General features: G+C 71.0%; 24 protein-coding genes. 9 read left to right on the top strand and 15 right to left on the bottom strand.

Features of this window, described 5'->3' with window-relative positions:
* Positions 1-23 precede the first annotated feature (23 nt).
* On the bottom strand, positions 24-1,523 hold the full coding sequence (locus ACWDR4_RS31425; protein WP_450413495.1) for an SCO1417 family MocR-like transcription factor: 1,500 nt from the start codon (positions 1,521-1,523) through the stop codon (positions 24-26).
* Between the two features lie 64 nt (positions 1,524-1,587).
* On the opposite strand from ACWDR4_RS31425, the gene yczE reads away from it, so the two are divergent.
* From yczE to ACWDR4_RS31405, 4 genes are all read left to right on the top strand, one after another.
* On the top strand, positions 1,588-2,286 hold the full coding sequence (yczE, locus tag ACWDR4_RS31420) for a membrane protein YczE (RefSeq protein WP_450413494.1): 699 nt from the start codon (positions 1,588-1,590) through the stop codon (positions 2,284-2,286).
* Positions 2,283-3,050 (top strand): glycerophosphodiester phosphodiesterase, encoded by a 768-nt coding sequence (locus ACWDR4_RS31415; protein ID WP_450413493.1) that lies wholly within the window; start codon positions 2,283-2,285, stop codon positions 3,048-3,050. Before yczE ends, ACWDR4_RS31415 begins: the two co-directional genes overlap by 4 nt.
* 43 nt (positions 3,051-3,093) lie before the next feature.
* Positions 3,094-4,464: an MFS transporter gene (locus ACWDR4_RS31410; protein ID WP_450413492.1), complete on the top strand. Its 1,371-nt coding sequence runs from the start codon at positions 3,094-3,096 to the stop codon at positions 4,462-4,464.
* Between the two features lie 267 nt (positions 4,465-4,731).
* Positions 4,732-5,106, top strand: coding sequence for an RNA polymerase-binding protein RbpA (locus ACWDR4_RS31405; protein WP_003977404.1), 375 nt, complete (start codon positions 4,732-4,734; stop codon positions 5,104-5,106).
* A 211-nt stretch (positions 5,107-5,317) separates the two neighbouring features.
* Here ACWDR4_RS31405 and fxsA read toward each other — a convergent pair whose 3' ends face one another.
* The 5 genes from fxsA to ACWDR4_RS31380 form a co-directional block, all read right to left on the bottom strand.
* Complete coding sequence (gene fxsA / locus ACWDR4_RS31400) at positions 5,318-5,902, bottom strand: FxsA family membrane protein (protein WP_450413491.1); 585 nt, start codon at positions 5,900-5,902, stop codon at positions 5,318-5,320.
* A gap of 91 nt (positions 5,903-5,993) precedes the next feature.
* Complete coding sequence (locus tag ACWDR4_RS31395; RefSeq protein WP_450413490.1) at positions 5,994-6,788, bottom strand: polyprenol monophosphomannose synthase; 795 nt, start codon at positions 6,786-6,788, stop codon at positions 5,994-5,996.
* Between the two features lie 234 nt (positions 6,789-7,022).
* Positions 7,023-7,298, bottom strand: coding sequence for a hypothetical protein (locus tag ACWDR4_RS31390; protein WP_450413489.1), 276 nt, complete (start codon positions 7,296-7,298; stop codon positions 7,023-7,025).
* A 27-nt stretch (positions 7,299-7,325) separates the two neighbouring features.
* A complete protein-coding gene (locus ACWDR4_RS31385; RefSeq protein ID WP_450413488.1) occupies positions 7,326-8,933 on the bottom strand; it encodes an amidohydrolase in 1,608 nt (535 codons plus the stop codon).
* A 115-nt stretch (positions 8,934-9,048) separates the two neighbouring features.
* Positions 9,049-9,489: an Lrp/AsnC family transcriptional regulator gene (locus tag ACWDR4_RS31380; RefSeq protein WP_369032082.1), complete on the bottom strand. Its 441-nt coding sequence runs from the start codon at positions 9,487-9,489 to the stop codon at positions 9,049-9,051.
* Between the two features lie 267 nt (positions 9,490-9,756).
* On the opposite strand from ACWDR4_RS31380, the gene ACWDR4_RS31375 reads away from it, so the two are divergent.
* Both ACWDR4_RS31375 and ACWDR4_RS31370 read left to right on the top strand, forming a co-directional pair.
* Positions 9,757-10,197, top strand: a complete 441-nt coding sequence (locus ACWDR4_RS31375; RefSeq protein ID WP_450413487.1) for a hypothetical protein — start codon at positions 9,757-9,759, stop codon at positions 10,195-10,197.
* 153 nt (positions 10,198-10,350) lie between these two features.
* Entirely contained in the window at positions 10,351-10,632 is a 282-nt protein-coding gene (locus ACWDR4_RS31370) for a hypothetical protein (RefSeq protein WP_450413486.1), read from the top strand.
* Here the strand turns inward: ACWDR4_RS31370 and ACWDR4_RS31365 are convergent.
* Complete coding sequence (locus ACWDR4_RS31365; RefSeq protein ID WP_450413485.1) at positions 10,595-11,767, bottom strand: acyl-CoA dehydrogenase family protein; 1,173 nt, start codon at positions 11,765-11,767, stop codon at positions 10,595-10,597. The genes ACWDR4_RS31370 and ACWDR4_RS31365 overlap by 38 nt on opposite strands.
* 320 nt (positions 11,768-12,087) lie before the next feature.
* On the opposite strand from ACWDR4_RS31365, the gene ACWDR4_RS31360 reads away from it, so the two are divergent.
* Positions 12,088-13,353, top strand: coding sequence for a glycoside hydrolase family 18 protein (locus ACWDR4_RS31360; protein ID WP_450413484.1), 1,266 nt, complete (start codon positions 12,088-12,090; stop codon positions 13,351-13,353).
* Between the two features lie 67 nt (positions 13,354-13,420).
* Here ACWDR4_RS31360 and ACWDR4_RS31355 read toward each other — a convergent pair whose 3' ends face one another.
* The 3 genes from ACWDR4_RS31355 to ACWDR4_RS31345 all read right to left on the bottom strand — a co-directional run bounded on the left by ACWDR4_RS31355 (position 13,421) and on the right by ACWDR4_RS31345 (position 15,909).
* Positions 13,421-14,080 (bottom strand): TetR/AcrR family transcriptional regulator, encoded by a 660-nt coding sequence (locus ACWDR4_RS31355; protein ID WP_450413483.1) that lies wholly within the window; start codon positions 14,078-14,080, stop codon positions 13,421-13,423.
* Between the two features lie 119 nt (positions 14,081-14,199).
* On the bottom strand, positions 14,200-14,343 hold the full coding sequence (locus ACWDR4_RS31350; protein ID WP_450413482.1) for an SCO1431 family membrane protein: 144 nt from the start codon (positions 14,341-14,343) through the stop codon (positions 14,200-14,202).
* Between the two features lie 201 nt (positions 14,344-14,544).
* Complete coding sequence (locus ACWDR4_RS31345) at positions 14,545-15,909, bottom strand: peptidase C39 family protein (protein ID WP_450413481.1); 1,365 nt, start codon at positions 15,907-15,909, stop codon at positions 14,545-14,547.
* Positions 15,910-16,103: 194 nt separating this feature from the next.
* Between ACWDR4_RS31345 and ACWDR4_RS31340 the strand changes: the two genes are divergently transcribed.
* Positions 16,104-16,757, top strand: coding sequence for a uridine kinase family protein (locus ACWDR4_RS31340; protein ID WP_450413480.1), 654 nt, complete (start codon positions 16,104-16,106; stop codon positions 16,755-16,757).
* A 430-nt stretch (positions 16,758-17,187) separates the two neighbouring features.
* Complete coding sequence (locus tag ACWDR4_RS31335) at positions 17,188-19,053, top strand: AAA family ATPase (RefSeq protein WP_450413479.1); 1,866 nt, start codon at positions 17,188-17,190, stop codon at positions 19,051-19,053.
* A gap of 363 nt (positions 19,054-19,416) precedes the next feature.
* Here ACWDR4_RS31335 and ACWDR4_RS31330 read toward each other — a convergent pair whose 3' ends face one another.
* The 5 genes from ACWDR4_RS31330 to ACWDR4_RS31310 form a co-directional block, all read right to left on the bottom strand.
* Complete coding sequence (locus tag ACWDR4_RS31330; protein WP_450413478.1) at positions 19,417-20,502, bottom strand: hemolysin family protein; 1,086 nt, start codon at positions 20,500-20,502, stop codon at positions 19,417-19,419.
* Positions 20,499-21,845, bottom strand: a complete 1,347-nt coding sequence (locus ACWDR4_RS31325; protein ID WP_450413477.1) for a hemolysin family protein — start codon at positions 21,843-21,845, stop codon at positions 20,499-20,501. Before ACWDR4_RS31325 ends, ACWDR4_RS31330 begins: the two co-directional genes overlap by 4 nt.
* A gap of 198 nt (positions 21,846-22,043) precedes the next feature.
* The gene (locus ACWDR4_RS31320; protein ID WP_450413529.1) at positions 22,044-22,526 is read right to left on the bottom strand and encodes a PH domain-containing protein; all 483 of its coding nucleotides are present in this window, start codon (positions 22,524-22,526) and stop codon (positions 22,044-22,046) included.
* A gap of 46 nt (positions 22,527-22,572) precedes the next feature.
* Positions 22,573-23,430, bottom strand: coding sequence for an ATP phosphoribosyltransferase (gene hisG / locus ACWDR4_RS31315; RefSeq protein WP_450413476.1), 858 nt, complete (start codon positions 23,428-23,430; stop codon positions 22,573-22,575).
* A 65-nt stretch (positions 23,431-23,495) separates the two neighbouring features.
* The gene (locus tag ACWDR4_RS31310) at positions 23,496-23,768 is read right to left on the bottom strand and encodes a phosphoribosyl-ATP diphosphatase (protein WP_006378313.1); all 273 of its coding nucleotides are present in this window, start codon (positions 23,766-23,768) and stop codon (positions 23,496-23,498) included.
* Positions 23,769-23,782: the final 14 nt, after the last annotated feature.

Below are 23,782 nucleotides of genomic sequence, written 5' to 3'. Positions count from 1 at the left end.
GCATGCCCGCAGCTGGGTGCCTGCTACGCCACGAACGAGCGGGGAGACTCGCCTCCCCCCGACCCCCCGCTCACCACAATCCGCGCCGCCGCAGCCAACCGCACCGCCGCTTCGTCCGCCAACGCTCCCCCCACGGTGAACGGCAGCCGCACATACCCCTCGAAGGCCCCGTCGACCCCGAACCGCGGCCCCGACGGCACCCGTACCCCCACCCGCTCCCCCGCCTCCGCGAGCCGTGACCCGGACAGCCCGCCCGTACGGACCCACAGCGTGAGCCCGCCCCTGGGCACCGTGAACTCCCAGTCCGGCAGCTCCCGTCGTACCGCCGCGACCAGCGCGTCCCGGTTGTCCCGGGCCTGTTCGCGGCGCATCGCGACCGCCTGCTCCCAGCCTCCCGTGCTCAGCAACCAGTTGATGGCCAGCTGTTCGAGCACAGGCGTGCCCAGGTCGGCGTAGGCACGCGCGGCGACGAGGCTGCGGATGATGTCCGGAGCCGCCCGGACCCAGCCGATGCGCATCCCGGCCCAGAAGGCCTTGCTGGCGGAACCCACGGTGATGACCGTCGACCCGGCGGGGTCGAAGCCGCACACCGGGCGTGGCATCTCGACATCCGGGTCCAGCCACAGCTCGGTCATCGTCTCGTCGGCGACGAGCACCGTGCCCGCCGACCGTGCCGCGTCCACGAGCTGGCGCCGCTGGTCCTCGTCGGCGAGCGCGCCGGTGGGGTTGTGGAAGTCGGCGACGACGTACGCGATCCGGGGCGCAGCCTCGCGCAGCACCTGGCGCCAGCGGTCCAGGTCCCAGCCGGCGAGCCCCTCGGCCATCGCGACGGGCACGAGCCGGGCGCCCGCCTCCCGCATCAGCTGAAGGATGTTGGCGTACGAGGGCGACTCCACGGCGATGCGTTCGCCCCGGCCGGAGAAGAGATGACAGATCGCGTCTATGGCGCCCATCGCGCCGGTCGTCACCATGATCTGTTCGGGCATGGTGGGGATCCCGCGCGCGGTGTAGCGCTCGGCGATCATCGCGCGCAGCGCGGGCAGCCCGGCCGGGTAGTCGCCGTGCGTGTGCGCGTACGGGGGCAGTTCCTCCAGGGCGCCCTGGACGGCACGGGTGAGCCAGGGCTCGGGCGCGGGCAGGGCCGCCGTACCGAGGTCGATCACCGAGCCGAGTGCCTCGGGGGGCAGCGGTTCGAGCCCGCGCGCGGGAAGTGGGTTACCCGCGGGTACAGCGGTCCAGCTGCCCGCGCCACGGCGGGACTCCAGGAAGCCCTCGGCGCGCAGCGCCTCATAGGCGGCGGCGACCGTGGTGCGGCTGACGGAGAGGGAGAGGGCCAGTTCGCGTTCGGCGGGGAGGCGGGCGGCGACCGGCACCCGGCCTTCAAGGACCAGCAGGCGAATGCCGTCGGCCAGCGAACGGTAGGCGGGCGGGCGGCGGGTGCCGGGGCCCGCGGGGCGGTCCTGCTGGGAGGTGAGCAGCCGGGCGAGCTGCGCGGTACCCACCGCCGAAGTCCACTGCACCATACGAATCAGTCCACCTTCCCCGAATTGGCCATGGATACGATCCGATCCCAAGCCACAGGGTGTCATGTGCCAGGCCACTACCACCACTGGGGGACAACTCGTGAGTTCGTTGTCGGCGCAGGACCGTCTCGGGCGACGGTTGGTCCAGCTCTACGCCGGTCTCGCGCTGTACGGCGCCAGCTCGGCCCTGCTCGTCGAGTCGGGCCTCGGTCTGGAGCCCTGGGGCGTGCTGCACCAGGGGCTGGCCAAGCTGACCGGGCTGACGATCGGCGTCGTGTCGATCTTCGTGGGCGCCGCCGTGCTGCTCCTGTGGATCCCGCTGCGCCAGCGCCCGGGCCTCGGCACGGTCTCGAACGTCTTCGTCGTCGGCCTCGCCATGGACGGCACACTCGCCCTGGTCCCCGACGCGCACGCCCTCACCGCCCGCGTCCCGCTTCTGGTGGCGGGCATCGTCCTCAACGGTGTGGCCACCGGCCTGTACATCGCGGCGAGCCTCGGCCCGGGCCCGCGCGACGGCCTGATGACCGGCCTCCACCGGCGCACCGGCCGCTCGATCCGGCTCGTCCGTACGGCGATCGAGCTGGCGGTGGTGGCGACGGGCTTCGCCCTGGGCGGCACGGTGGGGATCGGCACGGTGCTGTATGCCGTGGCGATCGGACCGCTGGCGCAGCTGTTCCTGCGTGTGTTCGCCGTCCTGGCGGCACCGGGCGGCAGCACGGTCGTTGCCGCCGGTCAACCGGAAGAGGCGATACTGCGACCGTGACCACGCGGATACGCCATCCCTACCTCGACCATCCCGGCCCGATCCCCTTCGCCCACCGGGGCGGGGCGGCGGACGGGCTGGAGAACACGATGCTCCAGTTCCGGCGGGCGATCGAGGCGGGCTACCGCTATCTGGAAACCGACGTCCACTGCACGGCGGACGGAAAACTCGTCGCCCTCCACGACTCGACGCTGGACCGGGTGACCGACGGCGGCGGCCTGATCGCGGACCTCCCGTGGTCCGACGTACAGCACGCGCGCGTGGCGGGCAGCGAGCCGGTGCCCCTCTTCGAGGACCTGCTCGAAGCCTTCCCCGAGGCGCGCTGGAACGTCGACGTCAAGGCCGAGCCCGCCCTGCGCCCGCTGCTCGACCTGATCAAGCGGACCGGCTGCTGGGACCGGATCTGCGTCGGCTCCTTCTCCGAGGCACGCGTGGTGCGCGCCCAGCGGCTCGCGGGTCCGCGGCTGGCGACCTCGTACGGCACCCGGGGCGTCCTCAACCTGCGGCTGCGCTCCTGGGGTGTGCCCGTGGGGGTGCGCCGGTCGGCGGTCGCGGCTCAGGTTCCCGAGGCGCAGTCGGGCATCCCGGTGGTCGACCGGAGGTTCGTGCGCACCGCCCACGCGCGCGGGCTGCACGTCCATGTGTGGACGGTCAACGATCCCGATCGCATGCACCGGCTCCTGGACCTGGGAGTCGATGGCATCATGACCGATCACATCGACACGTTGCGCAAGGTTCTCGAGGACCGGGGCACCTGGTTCTGACGCCCCGCGCGCACCGCCTTCACGGGGAAAGCGAGGGGCACGGGTGGGCACCGACACCGTGCGGGACGAGGCGGCCGAGGAGGCCGCCGGGCGCAGGCGCGAGCAGCGCGGCTGGTACTTCTACGACTGGGCATGCTCCGTCTACTCGACGAGCGTGCTCACCGTGTTCCTGGGCCCCTATCTGACGTCGGTCGCCGAGGAAGCGGCCGACGCGGACGGGTTCGTGCATCCGCTGGGCATACCGGTCCGCGCGGGTTCGTTCTTCGCGTACTCGGTGTCCCTGTCGGTCATCGTGGCCGTACTGGTCATGCCCCTGGTGGGCGCCGCCGCCGACCGCACCGGCCGCAAGAAGCCGCTCCTGGGGGCCGCCGCCTATGTGGGCGCCACGGCGACGGCGTGCATGTTCTTCCTCGACGGAGACCGCTATCTGCTCGGCGGGCTGCTGCTGATCGTCGCCAACGCGGCCCAGTCCGTCTCGATGATGCTCTACAACTCCTACCTCCCCCAGATCGCCCCGGCCGAGGAGCGCGACGCGGTCTCCTCGCGCGGCTGGGCGTTCGGCTACGCGGCGGGCGCGCTGGTCCTCGTCGTCAACCTGGTGCTGTACACGGCCCACGACTCCTTCGGCCTCTCCGAGGGCATGGCCGTCCGCATCTGTCTGGCCTCGGCGGGTCTGTGGTGGGGCGCCTTCACCCTCGTACCGCTGCGCAGGCTCCGCGACCGCCGGGCCGCCGAAGAGGAAACGGAGGAAGGCGTCACGAAGGAGCCCACCTCCCCGGGGCTGCGACAGCTCGCGGCGACCGTCCGTGACATGCGCCGCCATCCGCTCACCCTCTCCTTCCTGCTCGCCTACCTCGTCTACAACGACGGCATCCAGACCGTGATCTCGCAGGCCTCGGTGTACGGCTCCGAGGAACTCGGGCTCGGCCAGTCGACCCTCATCGGGGCGATCCTGCTGGTGCAGGTGCTCGCGGTGGCGGGAGCGCTGGCGATGGGCCGGCTGGCCCGGGTGTACGGGGCCAAGCGGACGATTCTCGGCTCACTGGTGGCGTGGACGGTGACGCTGGCGGCGGGGTACTTCCTGCCGGCCGGCGCGCCGGTGTGGTTCTTCGTGCTGGCCGCCGGGATCGGCCTGGTCCTCGGCGGCAGCCAGGCCCTGTCCCGGTCCCTGTTCTCACATCTGGTGCCGCCCGGCAAAGAGGCCGAATACTTCTCGGCGTACGAGATGAGCGACCGGGGTATGAGCTGGCTCGGTCCACTTCTGTTCGGGATCACCTATCAACTGACCGGAAGCTACCGGGACGCGATCATCTCGCTCGTGGCCTTCTTCGTCCTCGGGTTCGCGCTGCTCGCGCGGGTTCCGGTGGGCCGGGCGATCCGCGACGCGGGCAATCCCGTTCCCGAAAGGATTTAGCATCCACGGCAAAAGAGCGGTAGTGTACGCCGTTGGCCTGCCAGGCGTACCGTTACTGCGCGTCAAAGATGATGAAGCGTTGGATGACATCTGCTTGCAGATGTGACAAACCGGGCGCTGGTGGGTACAACAAGGGGCGGCTACGACGGCGACGCATGACCCGAAACGGGACACGGGACGGGAATCTTTACCGCCGACCGGACGTTGACCGGATGACGACGACAGCGACACCTGTCCTGTGGGCGACAAGCCCGGGAGGCACGATTCATGAGTGAGCGAGCTCTTCGCGGCACGCGCCTCGTGGTGACCAGCTACGAGACGGACCGCGGCATCGACCTGGCCCCGCGCCAGGCCGTGGAGTACGCATGCGAGAAGGGGCATCGCTTTGAGATGCCCTTCTCGGTCGAGGCGGAGATCCCGCCGGAGTGGGAGTGCAAGGTCTGCGGGGCCCAGGCACTCCTCGTGGACGGCGACGGCCCTGAGGAGAAGAAGGCCAAGCCCGCGCGTACGCATTGGGACATGCTGATGGAGCGGCGCACCCGCGAGGAACTCGAAGAGGTCCTCGAGGAGCGACTGGCCGTACTCCGCTCCGGAGCGATGAACATCGCGGTACATCCGCGGGACAGCCGCAAGTCCGCGTAGCCCTCCGGGGGCTGGGCGGCATACACAGCACGCGTGATACCGCAGGTGCCGTACGTGAGGTTTGCGTACGGTGCCTGCGGTTTCGCGTTTTCTAGGCGCTGGGTGGGGGTTGCGGTTCCTGGGGCTGCGCCCCAGACCCCCTTCGCCCTTCGGGCTCGTCCTCAAACGCCGGACGGGCTGGAAATCCCAGCCCGCCGACCGGTGATCCCAGCTAGCTGCTGAGCGGCGGGCGCTGGTCGCCTCGTGCGTCCGTGCCGTCCTCGCGGATGACCTCGCCCTGGACCACCTTGCCGTCCGGGCGGTGCATACGGGCCTGCTGGAAGGCGTCGCCCAGGGTGCCCGGGGTCGCCTCCCGCAGTTTGCGTTCGAAGGTGCGTTCCGCGTAGCGGCTGATCGCCTTCTGGAGCGGGGGGATCAGCAGGAGCAGGCCCAACGCGTCCGAGATCAGGCCGGGCAGCATCAGCAGCAGGCCGCCGAGCATCATCAGGCCGTTGCCCTCGCTGCCGCCGGGGCGAGCCGTGGCCGCCGCCGGCATGCCGCCGGCCTGCTGCTGTTGCAGCGTCTCCGTGAGGTTGCGGAAGGCCCGGCGGCCGGCCCGTTTGATGACCACGGAGCCGAGCACGAATCCGGCGACCAGGAGCAGGAAGACCGTGAAGCCGCTCGCCGCGCCGGCGACCACGGTCAGCAACCAGATCTCCAGCACCAGCCAGGCGGCGATGCCCAGCGGCAGGAAGGTGCGCAGCCGGGAACGCCGCGGCCGGGCGGGATACGTGGGAATCGGTGCGCCAGTCGTCATACGTCCAGTGTGCCTGGGCCGGGCTCAGCACAGGATAAGAGGATGATCAACGGAGTCTGTGAAGTCGTACGGGCGGACCCGGGACGGGCTGCTACGGCTTCCTGGTCCTGCCGCGGGCCTTGTTCACTCGCTCCCCCACACCCCACATCGTGACCCGCCAGAGCGCCTCGACCATGATGTCCCGGCTCATCTTGGAGTCGCCGTGTTCGCGCTCGACGAAGGTGATGGGCACCTCGACCACGTGATAGCCGGTCCTGATGGCGCGGCGGGCCAGGTCGACCTGGAAGCAGTAGCCCTGCGAGGCGACCTCGTCGAGGCCGAGGCCTTCGAGGGTCTCACGGCGGAAGGCGCGGTAGCCGCCCGTGATGTCGCGGAGGGGGAGGTCCAGGGCGATCCGCGAGTAGAGGCTGCCGCCACGGGAGATGAACTCGCGGGTCTTGGGCCAGTTGACCACCCTGCCGCCCGGCACCCAGCGGGAGCCGAGGACCAGGTCGGCGCCCTTGAGGGCGGTCAGCAGGCGGGGCAGTTCCTCGGGCTGGTGGGAGCCGTCGGCGTCCATCTCGATCAGGACGCCGTAGCCGTTGTCCATGCCCCAGCGGAAGCCCGCGAGGTAGGCGGCGCCGAGCCCTTCCTTGCCCTTGCGGTGCAGCACCTGGACCTGGTCGTCGTCGACGGCCAGTTCGTCGGCGAGCTTGCCGGTGCCGTCGGGGCTGTTGTCGTCCGCCACGAGAACGTGGGCGTCGGGGACGGCCTCACGCACCCGGCCGACGATCTTCTTGATGTTCTCCGCCTCGTTGTAGGTCGGAATGATCACCAAGGCCGTGCCGAGCGGGCCGAACCGCCTCCCCTGGGCTTCTGCCGCGAGGGTCCCGTCGCCGTCGTTCACTGCTGCCCCTTCAAGTCCGTACGCAGAGGTCCACCATAGTGGCCGCAGCCTGCGCCGACGTGTCGGCACGTTCCTACAGGGGTGTCTATTCGGGAAGAGACGGGTAAGGAAGTCCGCTTCGTCACCTGTGCACGCTGCGGATCGGGGCCCGGCGCCCTTCGGGCCGACCTGGGACCCGCTGGCTGCGGGTCGACCGAAAGCCGTTGTCTACTGGACGTCCGGGCCCCACCCGGGTCACACCTTGCCGACCGGGTGGAACGTTCCGTCGCCGTGGCGCGGGCGCTGGGCCTGGCTGCCAGTGACGGTGCGCCGGTGCGGCACACCATCCCTGACCCAGCGGCGCTTGGGCGACTGCTCGGAGGTTCCCCGGTCGGGCGTCCGGTGGTGGACCCGGCCGAACCTACCGGCCACCTGCCGTCGGCTGTCAACAGCTGCTTGACCTGCGGTTCTTTCCTCAATCGCCTGGTCAACGCCGAGGATACGCAGGTCGCGCGACGGCGTGTCGGCCATCGATCCGTATCGCGCCACCCCGGGAGATCACTCGCCCGGCCGTACGAACACCGTTCGTCCGCCCACCACCGTGCGCAGACACACGGGGAGGTCGGCGCCCGGGGTGAGATCCGGCAGGCCCGGGGTACCGGAGCGGGGGTCGGTGGACCAGCGGGCGACCCGGTCGTCGGGGGCCTGGACCAGGAGGGCGCCGGTGCGCCACACGGCGTAGTCCGCGGGGGCGCCCGGCACCAGGACGCCCGCGTCGTCGCGTCCGACGGCCCGCCAGCCGCCGCGGGTGTGGGCCGTGAAGGCGGCGCGGACCGAGATGCGGTGCTCCGGGGTGCGGTGGAAGGCCGCGGCGCGGACCGTGCCCCAGGGGTCGAGCGGGGTGACGGGGCTGTCCGAGCCCAGGGCGAGCGGGACGCCGGCCTTCAGGAGGGCCGCGAAGGGGTTCAGGGCCCGCGCGCGGTCGGCGCCGAGGCGCTGGGCGTACATGCCGTCCTCGCCGCCCCACAGGGCGTCGAAGGCGGGCTGTACGGACGCGGTGAGGCCCAGCTCGGCGAAGGCGGCGATGGTCTCGGGGGTGAGCAGCTCGGCGTGCTCGACGCGGTGCCGGGCGGCGCGGACGCGGGCCAGGCCGACCTTCTCGGCGGCGGCGCGCACTCCCTCGACCACGGAGGTCACAGCGGCGTCCCCGATGGCGTGGAAGCCCGCCTGGAGCCCCGCCTCGGTGCAGGCGACGACATGGGCGGCGACGGCAGCGGTGTCCAGGTAGGCGGTGCCCGTGTGGCCCGCCTGGTCGCTGTACGGCTCGTGCAGGCAGGCGGTGTGCGAGCCGAGGGCGCCGTCGACGAACAGGTCACCGGCGGCGCCGAGCGCGCCCAGGGCACGGGCCTTCTCGACGTCCTGTTCGGCCCAGTAGCCGACGACGCGGGGGCCCGGTTCCTCGGCGGCGAGGCGGAGCAGCCCGGTGAAGTCGTCCTCCGAGGAGATCTCCGGCCCGGCGCACTCGTGGACGGAGCCGATGCCGAGCGAGGCGGCGCGCGCGAGGGCGGCCCGCTGGGCCTCGGTGCGCTGTGCCGGGGTCACCGCGCCCAGGGCGGCGGCCCGGACCGTGTGGTGGGCGTCGCCGGTCAGCGGGGCGTCGGGGCGGCCGGTGTCGCCCCGGACCAGGTCGAGCAGTGCCGTCGTCACGACCGCCGAGTGGACGTCGATCCGGCTGAGGTACAGCGGGCGTCCGCCGGTGGCCTCGTCCAGCTCGGCGCGGGTCGGCGGGCGGCCACCGGGCCAGCGGGCGGCGTCCCAGCCGTGGCCGAGCAGGACGCGGTCGGCCGGGCGGGCGGCGGCGAACTCGCGTACGAGGGTGAGGGCCGCGTCGAGGGAGGGGGCGTCGGAGAGGTCGAGGCCGGTGAGGGCGAGTCCCGTGGCGGTGGTGTGCACGTGTGCGTCGGTGAACGCCGGGGTGACGAGGGCGCCGTCGAGGTCGATCACCTCGTCCGCCGCACCCGCGAAGGCGTCCGCGGCGCCCTCCGAGCCGACCCAGGCGATGTGGCCTCGCTCGACGACCATCGCGGTCGCGAAGGGGTCGGCGGGGCTGTGGACTTCGCCGCCGCGGAGGAGGACGGTGTCGGGCTGGGCTGGGCGTTCACTCATGGGGACAGTTTCCCGCGAGCGCCCGGCTGTGCTGCACCTGGGGCCTGTTGTCATGGCACCCGGCGCTGTCGGCTGGGCGGAACTACTGCCCACAGTCAAGGCCGACGTCAGATGTTCAGATCTTCGGGGGTCTCGCCTCGTACGGTGTCGACAGGACCACCGTCGTGCGGGTCGAGACGCCTGCCAGGCTGCGGACCCTGGCCAGGAGTTCCTCCAGCTCGTGGGGGGTGGCTACGCGGACCTTGAGGATGTAGTTCTCCTCGCCCGCCACGCTGTGGCACGCCTCGAGTTCCGGGACGTCCCGGAGGCGTTCCGCGATGTCGTCCGGGGCGCTGGGGTCGAAGGGTTTCACCGAGATGAAGGCCGTCATGGGCAGCCCCACGGCCTCCGGGTCGACGACCGCGGCGTAACCGCGGATGACGCCACGCTGTTCCAGCCGGCGCACCCGCTGGTGCACGGCAGACGTGGACAGGCCCGTGGCCTTGCCCAGGTCGGTGTAACTCATCCGCCCGTCCTTGACGAGCAGCTGCACGATCTGTCGGTCCAGCTCCTCCATGGCGCAGAACCTACAGTGCCGTTGATCTCCTCCGATACCTGAGCGGTGCAGGTCACACCCTGTTCGTGATGTGACGGGGAGTGCCCTGTGAGCCGTATGAGGGACAAAAGCAACGCCACGGGCACCTGCGAACGGCATGTGACGAACGCCACAGCCCTCGAACGTGCTCCCTGATGGTCTCGCGATTACCGCCGAGACCGGGCGGGAAGTGCTTGCTGTGGTCGAGGCCGCAGCGCCTTGTCGGCCCAGCCCGAGGGGGAGTAACCCATGCAGAGTCTTAAGCGCCCTGGTCGCACCGCGCCCAAGAGGCCCCAGTTGGTCGTCGAACCCGAGCCGGAGAGCGTCGAACCCGACGCACTCGACGGCGAGGAACTCGACGACTACGACACCTTCGAGATGTTCCGGGTGATCTGCCCGGACTGCGCGCAGCCCATCGCGCTCCTCGCGGACGAGGAGATCCTTCCGGAGCATGCGCTGTGCGCTTCGCCGTGGAACCCGTTCGGGCTCACGGTCTGCGCCGGTACGGGCCGCGCGGCGGCCGACGCCCGGCCCACGGACGACGAGTCCGCCAAGCCCCAGGAGCAGCACACCGCCCTGCTGTTGACGCTCCCTCAGGGGCTCGACTGGCGGACCCAGCCCTTCTCGCACGTCGGCGGCCCGGGCTCGCGCCCGATGCGGGTCCCCGAGATGCGGCGCCACGCCGCCTGAGCGCGTCCGCTCGAACCTCCTGACCACCCCTGCACCACAGCTCGCCGGTTTCCGTGCCGTGGTGCGGGTTCGGCATGCGCGCCCTTCAGGGGCGAACTCAGAGCCGAATCCGGCGCGCGGTGACCTGATCGACCGTCACCGCGTTGCCCTGGCATGACGACCCCCACGTACGCGGCGCCGGGACGTCCGCGCCAGTCCTACGCGACCGGCTCGGCAGAATCGGTTCCGCGGAGCCGGCCGAACCCGCCGGCCCCACCCGCTCCGCCCGACCCGCCCATCTACCGTGCCCTGCTGCGCACTTGGGCCGATCGCGGCCGCACCCTGCCGGGGCGCTACGACCCGGAGTGGGTCCGGCTCGCTGCGCCGCCGGCCGGGCTCGGGATCGTGGTCGATCCGTTCAGCGTGTCTCCGGACCCGCGAGGTGACGGGCGATGACCATCCGCTGGATCTGGTTGGTGCCCTCGACGATCTGAAGGACCTTCGCCTCGCGCATGTAGCGCTCAACCGGGAAGTCCGCGGTGTAGCCGTAGCCGCCGAGCACCTGGACCGCGTCCGTGGTGACCTTCATCGCCGCGTCGGTGCACAGGAGTTTGGCCATGGCGGCCTGCTTGGCGAACGGCCGCCCCGCGTCGCGCAGCCGTGCCGCCGCGAGGTACAGCGCGCGGCCCGCCTCGATCTGCGTGGCCATGTCGGCGAGCAGGAAGCGCAGCCCCTGGAAGTCGGAGATGGGCCGCCCGAACTGCCGGCGCCCGGTCGCGTAGGCCACCGCCTCGTCGAGTGCCGCCTGGGCCACGCCGATCGCGCAGGCCGCGATGCCGAGACGCCCGGAGTCGAGCGCGGACAGCGCGATGGCGAAGCCCTGCCCCTCCCCTCCGATGCGTCGGCCGGCGTCGAGCCGGACCCCGTCGAAGTTGATCTGGGCGGTGGGCGAGCCCTTGAGGCCCATCTTCCGTTCGGGAGCTGCGGCGTTGAGTCCGGCCGCGTCGCCGGGGGCCAGGAACGCGGTGATCCCGCGCGGGCCCTCCTCCCCCGTGCGCGCCATGACCGTGTAGAAGTCGGCGATGCCGCCGTGGGTGATCCAGGCCTTGGTGCCGGTGAGCACCCAGTCGTCGCCGTCCCGGACGGCCTTCGTGCTCAGGGAGGCGGCGTCGGAGCCGGACGCGGGTTCGGAGAGGCAGTACGCGCCGAGGAGGCCGCCGCCGAGCATCGCGGGGAGGTGTTCGGCCTGTTGCTCCTTGGTGCCGTAGCTCGCGAGGGCGTGGCAGGACAGGGTGTGCACACTGGCGCCGAGTCCGACGGTGAGGCGGGCCGCGGCCAGCTCTTCGAGGACCTGGAGGTAGACCTCGTACGGCTGGTCGCCGCCGCCGTGGTCGGAGGAGTACGGGAGGCCGAGCAGTCCCGATTCCGAGAGCAGGGCGAAGACTTCGCGCGGGAAGCGTCCGGCGTCCTCCTCCTCGGCCGCCTTCGGGGCGATCTCGCGCTGGGCGATGTCGCGAACGAGCGAGATCAGGTCCCGGGCCTCGTCCGTGGGCAGTTGACGGTCCACCGGCTGCGGGGCGTGGTCGGGCATGTCGACGCTCTCCTCCCTGTTGGGCGCGACGGCACACGCGCGCCCGAGTAGGGGGCGTCCGCCGGTGTCGCTGGTCACGGCCGATGCTGGCTCTTCCGGGTCGCGGAAGCGGTCGGCGAACGGCTGTGGAGCTGCGAGTATGCCCGATCGGCGGCACCGCGTCACCGGTTAACGAGCGTTTATTCGATCACATCCCGGGACATCGGCCTCACTCCAGGATTGGTCCGAACCATTGACCACACTGGTCTAGTCCACTTACTGTGCCCGCAGTTCCTGACACCGCCTCCCCACGCTCCCCTCCCCTCCGAGGAGACAGCCCGATGCACAGACCGCACCTCCCCCGTGTCCGCTTCAAGGCCCTTGTGTCCGCCGCGTGTTGTGCCGTTCTCGGCGCCGGACTGCTGGCCGGCGCGGGCACCGCGACCGCCGCGCAGACAGCGCAGCCGGTTTCGAAGGCCGCCGCGAAACCCGCCCCGAAAGCCGCCGGCTCCAAGGTTCTCGGCTACTTCACCGACTGGGGCACATACGACCGCAAGTACTACGTCAAGAACATCGAGACGTCCGGTTCGGCCGCCCGGCTGACCCACGTCAACTACGCCTTCGGCAATGTCACCGGCGGCAAGTGCGTGATGGGCGACGCCGACGCGGCGACCGGCCGGGCGTACACCGCCGCCGAGTCGGTGGACGGGGTCGCCGACACCGCGAGCCAGCCGCTGCGCGGCAACTTCAACCAGCTGCGCGAGCTGAAGCGGAAGCACCCGAACCTCAAGGTCCTCTGGTCGTTCGGCGGTTGGACCTGGTCGGGCGGTTTCGGCGAGGCCGCGCAGAACCCGGCCGCGTTCGCCCAGTCCTGCTACGACCTGGTCGAGAACTCGCAGTGGGCCGATGTGTTCGACGGCATCGACATCGACTGGGAGTACCCGAACGCCTGCGGCCTGACCTGTGACACCAGCGGCAGGGCGGCCTTCAAGAACGTGATGGCGGCGCTGCGGGCCAAGTTCGGCTCCCGCAACCTGGTCACGGCGGCGATCACGGCCGACGCCACCCCCGGCGGCAAGATCGACGCGGCGGACTACGCGGGCGCGGCCAGGTACGTCGACTGGTACAACCCGATGACGTACGACTTCTTCGGCGCCTGGGCGGCGACCGGTCCGACGGCTCCGCACTCGGCGCTCAACTCGTACCCCGGCATCCCGCAGGCCGGCTACTACACCTCGGCGACCATCGCGAAACTCAAGGGTCTCGGCATCCCGGCCTCGAAGCTGCTGCTCGGCATCGGCTTCTACGGGCGCGGCTGGACCGGCGTGACGCAGTCGGCGCCCGGCGGCACGGCGACCGGTCCGGCGGCGGGTACGTACGAGGCGGGCTTCGAGGACTACAAGGTGCTGAAGACCAAGTGCCCCGCGACCGGCACCGTCGGCGGGACGGCGTACGCCAAGTGCGGGAGCGACTGGTGGAGTTACGACACCCCGGCGACCATCGCCACGAAGATGGCGTACAAGAACCAGCAGGGGCTGGGCGGCACGTTCTTCTGGGAGCTGAGTGGCGACACCTCGAACGGTGAGCTGATCAGGGCGATCAAGTAGGCGCACCCGGAAGGCGGTTGAGGGCGGGGACCACGAGCCTCCGCCCTCAACCGCCGTCGGCCGGTGGTCAGTTGTCCCGGCGGGCCGGTTCCGGCGTCACATACGCCGGGTCGAGCTCCTCGATGGCGCGCAGGGCGCCGCCCAGCATCTTCACGAGGAGTTCGCGCATGATGTCGCGGGGCAGTTGGGGGCGGTCGATCCAGTCGAGGGTGGCGCCCTCCACGCTGCACACCCAGCCGAACAGGCCCATGCGGGCCAGCGGGCCGATGTCCTGTCTGCCGTACGCGCCGTCGGCGATGGTCGCGACGATCACATCGCGCACCCCGTCCCGGATGGCGTGCACCTCGGCGTCGAAGCCGACGCCGCCGCTGACGATCGTGCGGTAGGCGGCCTGGTTGTGCTCGGCGAAGCGCAGGTAGGCGTCGAGGGTGCGGTGTACCCGGTCCACGGGTGCGTGGGCGAGGCCGCTGGACGCGAAGGTGACCAGGTCGGCGACCGAGTCCTCGACGATGGCGAGGTAGTAGCCGCGCTTGGACTGGAAGTAGTAGTAGATCAGCCCTTTGGCGACCTGCGCCTGACGTGCGATGTCGTCCATCGACAGTGCGTCGTACGACCGATCGGCGAACAGTTTCCGTCCGATGGCGATGAGTTCGGCGCGTCGCGCCAGAGAGCGGTCGGTGCCGCGGGCCCGCGGGCGTTCTGCGGCAGGCTGTCGACTACTGTTCAATTCGGGGCCCTGGTCTCCAACTGCGGGCGGGACATCCGAAGTATGGCAGACCGGAGCCACCTGCACGTTCGACTCCGACCGAGGGCGCCGGGGCCTGGTTCAGGGCGGATCGCACCGGCTCAGAGCAGGCCGAGCTGGGCGACGAGCATGGCGAGCACGACCACGAAGGTCCAGCCCATGACGTGCTCGAAGATCTTCGGGCCGTCGTCCTGGGGGCCGCCGGTACGGGTGCGGGCGGGGGCTGCGGCAGTGCTCGCGGTCATGGCATCTCGCTGAGGTCAGTGTGCGATGGACTCCCCCACCGTTCTGTCCACCTTGCCATTCATCGGGGCTTTCATGGCCGAGACGTTGGTCACATCCGGCCGAAAACGGACGGCCCCCGGTCTCCCGGGGGCCGTGTTCTCGTCGGTCTCGTCGGTCTCGTCGGTCTCGTCAGCCGCTTCGGACTCCTCGGCCTCTTCGGTTCAGCGCACGCCCACCGCCGCGAGCGCCGCGAGCTGGGCGGCGGTCGGCCGGGCCGGGAAGTACAGGTAGCAGACACCGCCGGTGCCGGAGGCGACCTTGCCGCTGGCGTTGTACCGCTTGGTCCGCAGCCAGATGTTCTCGAACTCGCGCCGCGCATAGACCCGGCGCACGGCCTCGTTCGTCGCCGAGAACGGGTCGTTGGCGATCACATCGCCGTCGGCGGTGAAGCCGATCACGGTCATCAGATGGCCGGAGGTACCGTAACCCGCCCCCGTCAGCTCGGTCTTGAGGAACGACTGGGACGTTATGGCCGGGATACCGGCCGCGATCAGCGTCTCCAGGTCGGTGAGCGAGCCGAGCCGGGTGACCACGCCCTGGAAGTCCTGGTAGGTCGCCGCGTAGGCCGCGTTGAAGGGCCAGTTGCCACAGCCGCCGTACTGGAAGTCGTAGGTGAAGCGGGCCGCGTGGCACACCTGCGGGTCGGCGTAGGCCGGGTCGACCCAGGCCAGTTGCTCCGCCGTGGGCTTCCGCCCCCAGTACTCGATGATCATCTGCGAGGAGGTGGGGCTGCACCAGGCCTCGCCGCCGTTGTCGTACTCGGGGTACTGGCCGCTGTGGATCTCCTGCGAGTAGCGCGGGACGACCAGTTCCTTCGCCGGGCCGGGTGTCGAGGCGGGCACGGTGAAGCGGTCCGGGACGTCGGAGCCCATCGCGCCGACGCGCCAGACGGTGGGTGTGGCCGTGGTGCCGGGCTTGCGGTGGAGGGTCAGACGCAGCCGGTACGAGACCAGGCGCAGGCCCGTGGCCGGGTCGTCGATGGCGAAGGTGTCGGTCCAGACGGTGCTCTTGTCGTCGGTCTGGTCGTCGACGGAGGTCCGCTTGATGTCCTGGTCGCCGGAGGCCCAGCGGCCCATGACGTACCAGGGGGTGGCGGTGCCGTCCGAGTACGTGCCGGTCAGCTCGATCTGGAGCCAGGTGCCGGCCGGGGTGCGCGCGTTCCAGGAGGCGATGACCTCGGTGGCGGGCACCGTGAGCCGGTGCACGGGGGACGTCCAGGTCGCGTACTCCCAGGCCGCCGTCTTTCCGGTGTGCGGATCGGTGTAGTCGACCGTGCCGGCCGGCGTACCGATCACGACCCCGGGCCGCGTGCCGGCGACGGCACGGGAGCCCTTGAAGGTGCCGCCGCACCAGTCCGCGTACGCGGTCCAGGCGCGGTTGTCGACAGGGCGGACGGGGTCGGCCTCGGCGTCGCGGCCGGTCGCGTCCGGGGTGTCGGCGGCGGCCGGGCCGGCGCTGCCCGCGACGGCGGCGGCGACCGCCGCGGCGAGGACGGTCCTGCGGGACGGTTGTTCGGCTCTGCTCATGGGCGGGTGACCCCCAGGTGTCCTAGGCGGGCGGGACAGTGCACGGATGTGCGCCAACTATGGCCGCCGGTGACCGGCTCATGCCAGCACTTCGGGCCGTGCCACGCGGACGAATATTGGTCTCGACCATTGGCGTGACCTGCGGCGCGGGCCACGGCGATGCCCGCCCGGTCCCTAGAATGGACCCTGCCAATATGTCCGAATCCCATCGCCCTCCGGGAACCGTCATCCACGACCTCGTACGCACTCTGCACCGTCTGCCGCCCTCCTGCGGCCCCGTCCGGCTGATCGCCGTCGACGGGCACGCGGGGTCCGGGAAGACCACGTTCGCCGGGCAGTTGGCCGCGGCGCTCGGCGGGGTGCCCGTGCTGCACCTCGACGACATCGCCACCCACGACGAGCTGTTCGCGTGGACGCGGCGCCTGGTCAGTGAGGTGATCGAGCCGCTGCGGCGCGGCGAGAGCGCCTCCTACGCCCCCTACGACTGGGTGTCCCGGCGCTTCGGACCGCCCAGGGAGCTGCCGGCCGCGCCCATGGTGCTGGTGGAGGGGGTCGGGGCCGGGCGGCGGGCGCTACGGCCGTTCCTGGCGCGGCTGTTGTGGATGGAGCTGGCCGACGAGGAGGCCTGGGCGCGCGGGCAACTGCGGGACGGGGCGGACCAGAGCGAGTTCTGGGCCGGATGGGTCGACGCGGAACGTCGGCACTTCGCCGCGGACCCCTCGCGTCCGTTCGCCGACCAGTTGGTACGGCAGTGCGGCGAGGGGTACGAGGTGCTGCCGGGGCCTGCCGGGACCGTTGGATCAGACCAGATTCTCACTCACCGTGACGGGCCGTCGGCTGTGTGCTGAACTTGTGAAGACCCTTGCCGTTCAACCGGCCCGCGTGCCTCAACTCGGCTTGACCGACTGGCCGTACAGGACTTACGTTCTGAATGCGCGGCCGTTCGTTGCCGCCCGCAGTCGCGAAGCCCCCGGTTGTTCCCCCGTGATCGGGGGCTTCGTTCTGCCCGCACCCCGTTTCCCGGCCGCCACGAGGCGTTTTTTGTTCACCCTCGGTGACCGCGCCGAGTGCGCCCCATCTGCTCCCACCTCGTCAAACGTCCTGTGCGGCACCCTGCTGCGGGCACGTGAAGCGCAGGTACGATGCCCTCGGTGCGACTCGGACGGCTGCTCTGCGCACCGTTGCAACTCCCGTCCGCGGCACAGCGGTTCGACCAAGCTGCCGACGGGCACCGGCCCGTCGGAGAGGCAATCGGGGGCACGGTTTGTGGGGGACGTGATGGACTTCGGCACGCAGGGCCCCGAGGCCCCGGCCGACCTCGCCTGGCTGCGAGGTGTGGACGCCTACACGATGGGCGCCTATCCGCAGGCGGAGGAGGAGTTCCGCACCGCGGTGCGGATGGATCCCGGGATGGCTGACGGCTGGCTCGGACTGCATGCGCTGCGCGTCGACACGACGACCGCGCTGCTACGGATGTTCCGGCACCGTGAGCGCTTCGGGGAGCAGCGCTCACGCCATCGCCGGACGCTCAACTCCTGGTACTGGCTGGGCTGGTGGGTGCAGCCGGTGCTGGAAAGCCCGCGCGATCTGCTGCTCGCGCACGCCTCGCACTGGCTGGACGGCCGCCATGTGCCCGAGCTGGACCGGGCGTTGGCCGGTCTGCCGCCGGTGGACACCGACCCGCAGGTCCGCTTCCTGCACGCGTGTCGCGCCTATCTCGTCAAGGACTGGGAGCAACTGGTCCGGCACACCGACCCGTTGATCAACGACGCCATGCTGGGCATCGAGGCGGGTCTGTTCGGCGGTATGGCCCGGGTGCGCCTGGAGATGTACGGCCAGGCGGAGCCGCTGCTGTCGGCCGCGCTGATGCGCTGTCGCAGCGAGCAGCCGCAGCGCAAGGAGCTGCGGTACTGGCTGGCGCGGGCCCACGAGGGCACGGGCCGCTCGGCGGCGGCGCTCCCCCTGTACCGGGCCGTGCACCGGGTCGACCCCGCGTTCATGGACACCTCGGCGCGGCTCGCCGCGATCTCCGAGGGCGACGGGTACGACGAGGCGGCCGACCTGGCGGCGATCACGCTCACCGGCATCGGGCAGGAGCTGCTCGAAAGCCCGGACGGCATCGACCCCCTGTTCGGCGGCGAGGGCCGCGACCTGAAGCTCTCAGAGCCCGAACTCCCGCCGCCCGGCGCCCCGTTGCCGTCCGCGACGGACTCGGTGCGGGAGAAGGCGGCCCTGCCTGTGCAGCCGCTGCCGACGGGCCCGACCGACCCCGGGCTGCTCGAAGAGGCCCTGGCCGAGTTGGAGCGCATGGTGGGCCTGGAGCCGGTCAAGCGCCAAGTGAAGGCGCTGTCGGCCCAGTTGAACATGGCGCGGCTGCGGGCGGGGCAGGGGCTGCCGGTCCAGCCGCCGAAACGGCACTTCGTCTTCTCCGGGCCGTCGGGTACCGGCAAGACCACAGTCGCACGCATCCTCGGCCGGGTGTTCTACGCGCTGGGTCTGCTCGGCGGTGACCATCTGGTGGAGGCGCAGCGGGCGGACCTGGTCGGCGAGTATCTCGGCCAGACCGCGGTGAAGGCCAACGAGCTGATCGACTCCGCGATCGGTGGCGTCCTCTTCGTCGACGAGGCGTACTCGCTGTCCAACTCCGGGTACGGCAAGGGGGATGCGTACGGCGACGAGGCGTTGCAGGTGCTGCTGAAACGGGCCGAGGACAACCGGGACCACCTGGTGGTGATCCTGGCCGGCTATCCGGAGGGCATGGACCGGCTGCTGGCCGCCAACCCCGGACTGTCGTCCCGCTTCACGACCCGCGTCGACTTTCCCTCGTACCGGCCGCTCGAACTCACCTCCATCGGCGAGGTGTTGGCTGCCGAGAACGGTGATGTGTGGGACGAGGAGGCGCTGGACGAGCTGCGCTCGATCGCCGCGCACGTCGTCGGCCAGGGGTGGATCGACGAGTTGGGCAACGGGAGGTTCCTGCGGACGCTGTACGAGAAGAGCTGTGCGTACAGGGATCTGCGGCTGTCGGTCTATCCCGGGATGCTGACCCGGGACGACTTGTCGACGTTGCGCCTGCCGGACCTGATGCAGGCGTACGGGGAGGTCCTGTCGGGGCGAGGGCCCCAGGACCCATCAGCCCTCTGACCCCCCGGCACCGGTGTTGTGGCCGGGGGGGTGGGTCGCGCAGCCCGGCGCTGTACGGGGTGCCGCTTTCGGTGGGACGGGAGCCGCCCCTAGCGGCACGCATGCCCGCAGCGAGGCGGGTTGACGGGGCACCGCCAGGAGGGGCACCGCCCAGCGGCACGCGCGCCCGCAGCCAGGCAGCGCGGTGCCTGCGAACTCCGCCCCGCTGGGGCGCCCCTCCAGGGGCGCGAGGAACTGCGCGCTCAGCCCCCACCCGCCCGCAGCCGAACGAACCGGGATGGGCGGGGCTTTGAGGGGCGCGGGGAACTGCGCGACCAGCCCCACCGGGCCCGCGGCAGAACACCCGCCCAACCCGCGGAGCGCCTAGCTGGCCAGCGCCTCCTCCTGCGCGTCCGCCCGAGGCTCCCTCACCTTCGGGATCGGCGGGGGCTGGCGGTGGGCCGGGTCCCGTACCTCGCCCACCAGGAGTTCCAGTACGTCCTCCATCGCCACCAGGCCGATCACCCGCCCCGACGCGTCCGCCACCTGCGCCAGGTGCGTCGCCGCCCGGCGCATCACCGTCAACGCGTCGTCCAGCGGGAGTTCCGAGCGCAGGGTCGTCATCGAGCGCCACACATGCTGCGGCACCGCCCGTTCCGAGTCCTCCAGGTCGAGTACGTCCTTCACGTGCAGGTAGCCCATGAAGGCGCCGCCCTCCGCGACCACCGGGAAGCGGGAGTACCCGGTGCGAGCCGTGAGGGCGACGACCTGGCCCGGGGTGACCGACGGGCCCACCGTCACCAGGGACTCGCGGTCGAGGAGGACGTCGGTGACCGGGCGGGAGCCCAGTTCCAGCGCGTCCTCCAGGCGTTCCTGCTCACCGGGGTCGAGCAGTCCGGCCTGGCCCGCGTCCTCCACCAAGCGGTTGAGCTGTTCGCTGGTGAAGACCGCCTCGACCTCGTCCTTGGGCTCGACGCGGAAGAGCTTCAGGACCAGGCGAGCGCAGGCACCCAGGCCCACCGTGACGGGACGGCACAGGCGGGCGAAAGCCACCAGCCCCGGGCTCAGCCACAGCGCGGTCTTCTCGGGCGCCGCCATCGCCAGGTTCTTCGGGAGCATCTCGCCGATGACCAGGTGCAGGAAGACCACGGACGCGAGCGCGATGACATAACCCAGCGGGTGGATCATGCCCTCGGGCAGGTGTGCCGCCTCGAAGACCGGTTCCAGCAGGTGGGCCACGGTCGGTTCGGCGACCGCACCCAGGGTCAGCGAACAGACGGTGATGCCGAACTGGGCCGCGGCCATCATCTGCGGCAGCCGCTCCAGGCCGTACAGCACCTGGCGGGATCTCGCCGTGCCGAGCGGTTCGATCTGGCTGCGGCGGACGGAGACGAGGGCGAACTCGGCGCCGACGAAGAAGCCGTTGGCGAGCACGAGGAGAAGGGCGAAGAGGAGTTGGAGCACGCTCATCGGGCCGCCTCCACCGCGAGGTCGGCCGGCTGCTTGCTGCCCTCTGTCCTGATCAGGCGGACCCGCTCGGCCCGGTAGTGGCCGACCTGGCGGACTGAGAGGCGCCAGCCCGGCAGTTCGGCCCGGTCACCGGGGACCGGGATCCGGCCCAGCAGGTCGGCGACGAGGCCGGCGACCGTCTCGTACGGCCCCTCGGGCACGTCGAGGCCTATGCGCTGGAGGATGTCGACCCGGCAGCTGCCGTCAGCGTCCCAGGCGGGGCGGCCGTCGTCGGCCGGGGCCGCGGCGAGTTCGGGGACGTCCTGGCCGTCGTGCTCGTCCCGGACCTCGCCGACGAGTTCCTCGACGATGTCCTCCAGGGTGACCACGCCCGCCGTACCGCCGTACTCGTCGACGACGACGGCGATGGGCTGCTGGCTGCGGAGCAGTTCGAGCAGCGGCTGCACGGGGAGCGTCTCGGGGACCAGGAGAGGGGACTGGGCGATCCGGCCGACGGGGGTGCGCAGCCGGTCCGCCGCGGGTACGGCGAGGGCGTCCTTGAGGTGGACCATGCCGACGATCTCGTCGATCCGCTCCCGGTAGACGGGGAAGCGGGACAGACCGGTGGCCCGGGTCAGGTTGACGACGTCCTCGGCGGTGGCCGACGACTGCAGCGAGCTGACCCGCACGCGCGGGGTCATCACGTGCTGCGCGGTCAGGTCGGCCAGCGACAGTGTCCGTACGAAGAGGTCCGCCGTGTCCTGTTCCAGTGTGCCTGCCTGGGCCGAGTGCCGGGCCAGGGAGACCAGTTCGCCGGGGGTACGGGCCGAGGCCAGTTCGGCGGTGGGTTCGACGCCCAAGGCGCGGACCAGGCGGTTGGCCACCGAGTTGAGTCCGGCGATCACCGGGCGGAAGAGTCGGGAGAAGGCGTACTGCGGGCCGGCCACGAAGCGGGCGACCTGCATCGGCTTGGACACCGCCCAGTTCTTGGGCACGAGTTCGCCGATCACCATCTGCACGGCCGAGGCCAGCAGCATGCCGACGATCACCGAGACGCTCGGGACGGCCCCTTCGGGCAGACCGATCGCGGTGAACGGGCCGTGCAGCAGCTCCGCGAGCGCCGGTTCGGCGAGCATGCCGACGACGAGGGAGGTGATGGTGATGCCGAGTTGGGTGCCGGAGAGCTGGAAGGACAGCTCCTTGAGGGAGTCGACGACCGTACGGGCCCGTCGGTCGCCCTCTGCGGCGGCCTTCTCTGCTTCCGGTCGCTCGACCGTGACGAGGCCGAACTCGGCTGCCACGAAGAAGCCGTTGGCCAGGATCAGCAGGAATGCCGCGGCAAGGAGCAGCAGGGGGATGGTCATGCCGCCGCCTCGGTATGTCGGGAGGGGGCGGCGCAGGTACTACAGGACGATCCGTCCATCGCTGGAGGGAGTCACTCCTCGGGTAGCAGGGGGCCGCTGAAGACCGGGGGGAACATCAGTGGCGGAGGCGCACGAAAACGCCTCCGCCAACAGATTAATCAAGACATGGGTCTGTGCGGCAGGGTGGACGGCCCTGAGTCAGCCCTGATCTTGCTCGGGGTCGCCCGCGGAGCGCGCCTCGGTGAGCGCCCGCAGGGTGCGCGCGTCCTCGATGGCGCGCTGCTTGGAGATGCCCGGCTGGATGCCGAGCGCGGGCAGACTCGTACCGTCGCTGAGGTCGAGGAACACCCAGGGGTCGCCCGAACGGAGGTTCACCCGGAGGATCTCCGCCCAGTCCAGACGCCGCTTGCTGACGATGTTGACGACCGTGACCCCGGCCTCGTCGGCGACCACCTTCGGCCGGGACAGCAGCAGAAGCACGGAGGACAGCAGCGCGCCGGTGAAGACGAAGCTGAGGCGCTCCCCCGGGCTGAGCTTCTCCAGGAGCAGCGAGATCGTCGTGATGACGACGAAGATCGCGGCGCTCGCGGAGACCAGCACGGCCCGGGTGCGGCCCGGCCGGAAAGTGACGGGCAGCGCGGGCAGGGCGGGCGGAACGGGGGTGGTGGGCGGATCCTGCATCGGCGTACGGTCCCTGTCGCTCACGGTGTCGGTCGCTTCCCGTGTCTCAGAGGCGGCAGGCGTGGATGGCCGTGGTCAGGATGGCCCGGGCGCCGATGTCGTAGAGGTCGTCCATGATCCGCTGGGCCTCCTTGGCGGGGACCATGGCGCGGACGGCGACCCAGCCCTCGTTGTGCAGCGGCGAGACGGTCGGCGACTCCAGACCGGGCGTCAGGGCGACGGCCTTCTCCAGCTGTTCGACGCGGCAGTCGTAGTCCATCATCACGTACGTCCGCGCGACCAGGACGCCCTGGAGGCGGCGCAGGAACTGCTGGACCTTCGACTCAGCGGTCTCGTCGGCCGCCGCGCCGACGCGGCGGATCACGATCGCCTCGGACTTCATGATGGGCTCGCCGAACACCTCCAGGCCCGCGTTGCGCAGCGAGGTGCCGGTCTCGACGACGTCCGCGATGACCCCGGCGACACCGAGTTCGATCGCGGTCTCGACGGCGCCGTCGAGGTGGACGACGGAGGCGTCGACGCCGTGGTCGGCGAGGTGCTTGGCGACGATCCCCTCGTACGAGGTGGCCACGGTCAGACCGGCCAGGTCCTCGATGCCCGCCGCCGTGCCGGGCTTGCCGGCGAAGCGGAAGGTGGAGCGGGCGAAGCCGAGCGGGAGGATCTCCTCCGCGTTGGCCCCGGAGTCGATGAGCAGGTCGCGGCCGGTGACGCCGATGTCGAGGCGGCCGGAGGAGACGTAGATCGCGATGTCGCGGGGACGGAGGTAGAAGAACTCGACCTCGTTCTCCGGGTCGACGATGCGCAGTTCCTTGGACTCGCGGCGCTGCTGGTAGCCGGCCTCATGCAGCATCTCCGCCGCAGGTCCTGACAGGGAACCCTTGTTGGGGACGGCGATGCGCAGCATGAGGTCGGCTTCCTTTGTGTGATGTGTGCGGGACGGAACAGTGGTGTGTACCGGTCGGGCGAGACTTACAGGTGGGCGTACACGTCGTCCAGCGAGATTCCGCGGGCGACCATCATCACCTGGACGTGGTAGAGCAGCTGCGAGATCTCCTCGGCGGCTGCTTCCTTCCCCTCGTACTCGGCGGCCATCCAGACCTCGGCGGCCTCTTCTACGACCTTCTTGCCGATGGCATGGACACCCTTGCCGACCAGCTCTGCGGTGCGGGAGGTGGCGGGATCGCCGGTGGCGGCCTTGTGCTGGAGCTCGGTGAACAGCTCCTCGAACGTCTTATTGGACATGGTGACGCCCACTT

This window comes from Streptomyces sp. NPDC000878, assembly GCF_053599695.1.
The sequence above is the reverse complement of the archived record's forward strand: the minus strand, read 5'-3'. Positions and strand labels throughout refer to the sequence as shown.

What these genes read in the sequence shown, in the direction of transcription:
- ACWDR4_RS31425 (WP_450413495.1), bottom strand. Translation starts at nt 1,523, where the DNA reads ATGGTGCAGTGGACTTCGGCGGTGGGTACCGCGCAGCTCGCCCGGCTG.
- yczE (WP_450413494.1), top strand. Translation starts at nt 1,588, where the DNA reads ATGTGCCAGGCCACTACCACCACTGGGGGACAACTCGTGAGTTCGTTG.
- ACWDR4_RS31405 (WP_003977404.1), top strand. Translation starts at nt 4,732, where the DNA reads ATGAGTGAGCGAGCTCTTCGCGGCACGCGCCTCGTGGTGACCAGCTAC.
- fxsA (WP_450413491.1), bottom strand. Translation starts at nt 5,902, where the DNA reads ATGACGACTGGCGCACCGATTCCCACGTATCCCGCCCGGCCGCGGCGT.
- ACWDR4_RS31390 (WP_450413489.1), bottom strand. Translation starts at nt 7,298, where the DNA reads ATGGCCGACACGCCGTCGCGCGACCTGCGTATCCTCGGCGTTGACCAG.
- ACWDR4_RS31385 (WP_450413488.1), bottom strand. Translation starts at nt 8,933, where the DNA reads ATGAGTGAACGCCCAGCCCAGCCCGACACCGTCCTCCTCCGCGGCGGC.
- ACWDR4_RS31380 (WP_369032082.1), bottom strand. Translation starts at nt 9,489, where the DNA reads ATGGAGGAGCTGGACCGACAGATCGTGCAGCTGCTCGTCAAGGACGGG.
- ACWDR4_RS31375 (WP_450413487.1), top strand. Translation starts at nt 9,757, where the DNA reads ATGCAGAGTCTTAAGCGCCCTGGTCGCACCGCGCCCAAGAGGCCCCAG.
- ACWDR4_RS31370 (WP_450413486.1), top strand. Translation starts at nt 10,351, where the DNA reads ATGACGACCCCCACGTACGCGGCGCCGGGACGTCCGCGCCAGTCCTAC.
- ACWDR4_RS31365 (WP_450413485.1), bottom strand. Translation starts at nt 11,767, where the DNA reads ATGCCCGACCACGCCCCGCAGCCGGTGGACCGTCAACTGCCCACGGAC.
- ACWDR4_RS31360 (WP_450413484.1), top strand. Translation starts at nt 12,088, where the DNA reads ATGCACAGACCGCACCTCCCCCGTGTCCGCTTCAAGGCCCTTGTGTCC.
- ACWDR4_RS31350 (WP_450413482.1), bottom strand. Translation starts at nt 14,343, where the DNA reads ATGACCGCGAGCACTGCCGCAGCCCCCGCCCGCACCCGTACCGGCGGC.
- ACWDR4_RS31345 (WP_450413481.1), bottom strand. Translation starts at nt 15,909, where the DNA reads ATGAGCAGAGCCGAACAACCGTCCCGCAGGACCGTCCTCGCCGCGGCG.
- ACWDR4_RS31340 (WP_450413480.1), top strand. Translation starts at nt 16,104, where the DNA reads ATGTCCGAATCCCATCGCCCTCCGGGAACCGTCATCCACGACCTCGTA.
- ACWDR4_RS31335 (WP_450413479.1), top strand. Translation starts at nt 17,188, where the DNA reads ATGGACTTCGGCACGCAGGGCCCCGAGGCCCCGGCCGACCTCGCCTGG.
- ACWDR4_RS31330 (WP_450413478.1), bottom strand. Translation starts at nt 20,502, where the DNA reads ATGAGCGTGCTCCAACTCCTCTTCGCCCTTCTCCTCGTGCTCGCCAAC.
- ACWDR4_RS31325 (WP_450413477.1), bottom strand. Translation starts at nt 21,845, where the DNA reads ATGACCATCCCCCTGCTGCTCCTTGCCGCGGCATTCCTGCTGATCCTG.
- ACWDR4_RS31320 (WP_450413529.1), bottom strand. Translation starts at nt 22,526, where the DNA reads ATGCAGGATCCGCCCACCACCCCCGTTCCGCCCGCCCTGCCCGCGCTG.
- hisG (WP_450413476.1), bottom strand. Translation starts at nt 23,430, where the DNA reads ATGCTGCGCATCGCCGTCCCCAACAAGGGTTCCCTGTCAGGACCTGCG.
- ACWDR4_RS31310 (WP_006378313.1), bottom strand. Translation starts at nt 23,768, where the DNA reads ATGTCCAATAAGACGTTCGAGGAGCTGTTCACCGAGCTCCAGCACAAG.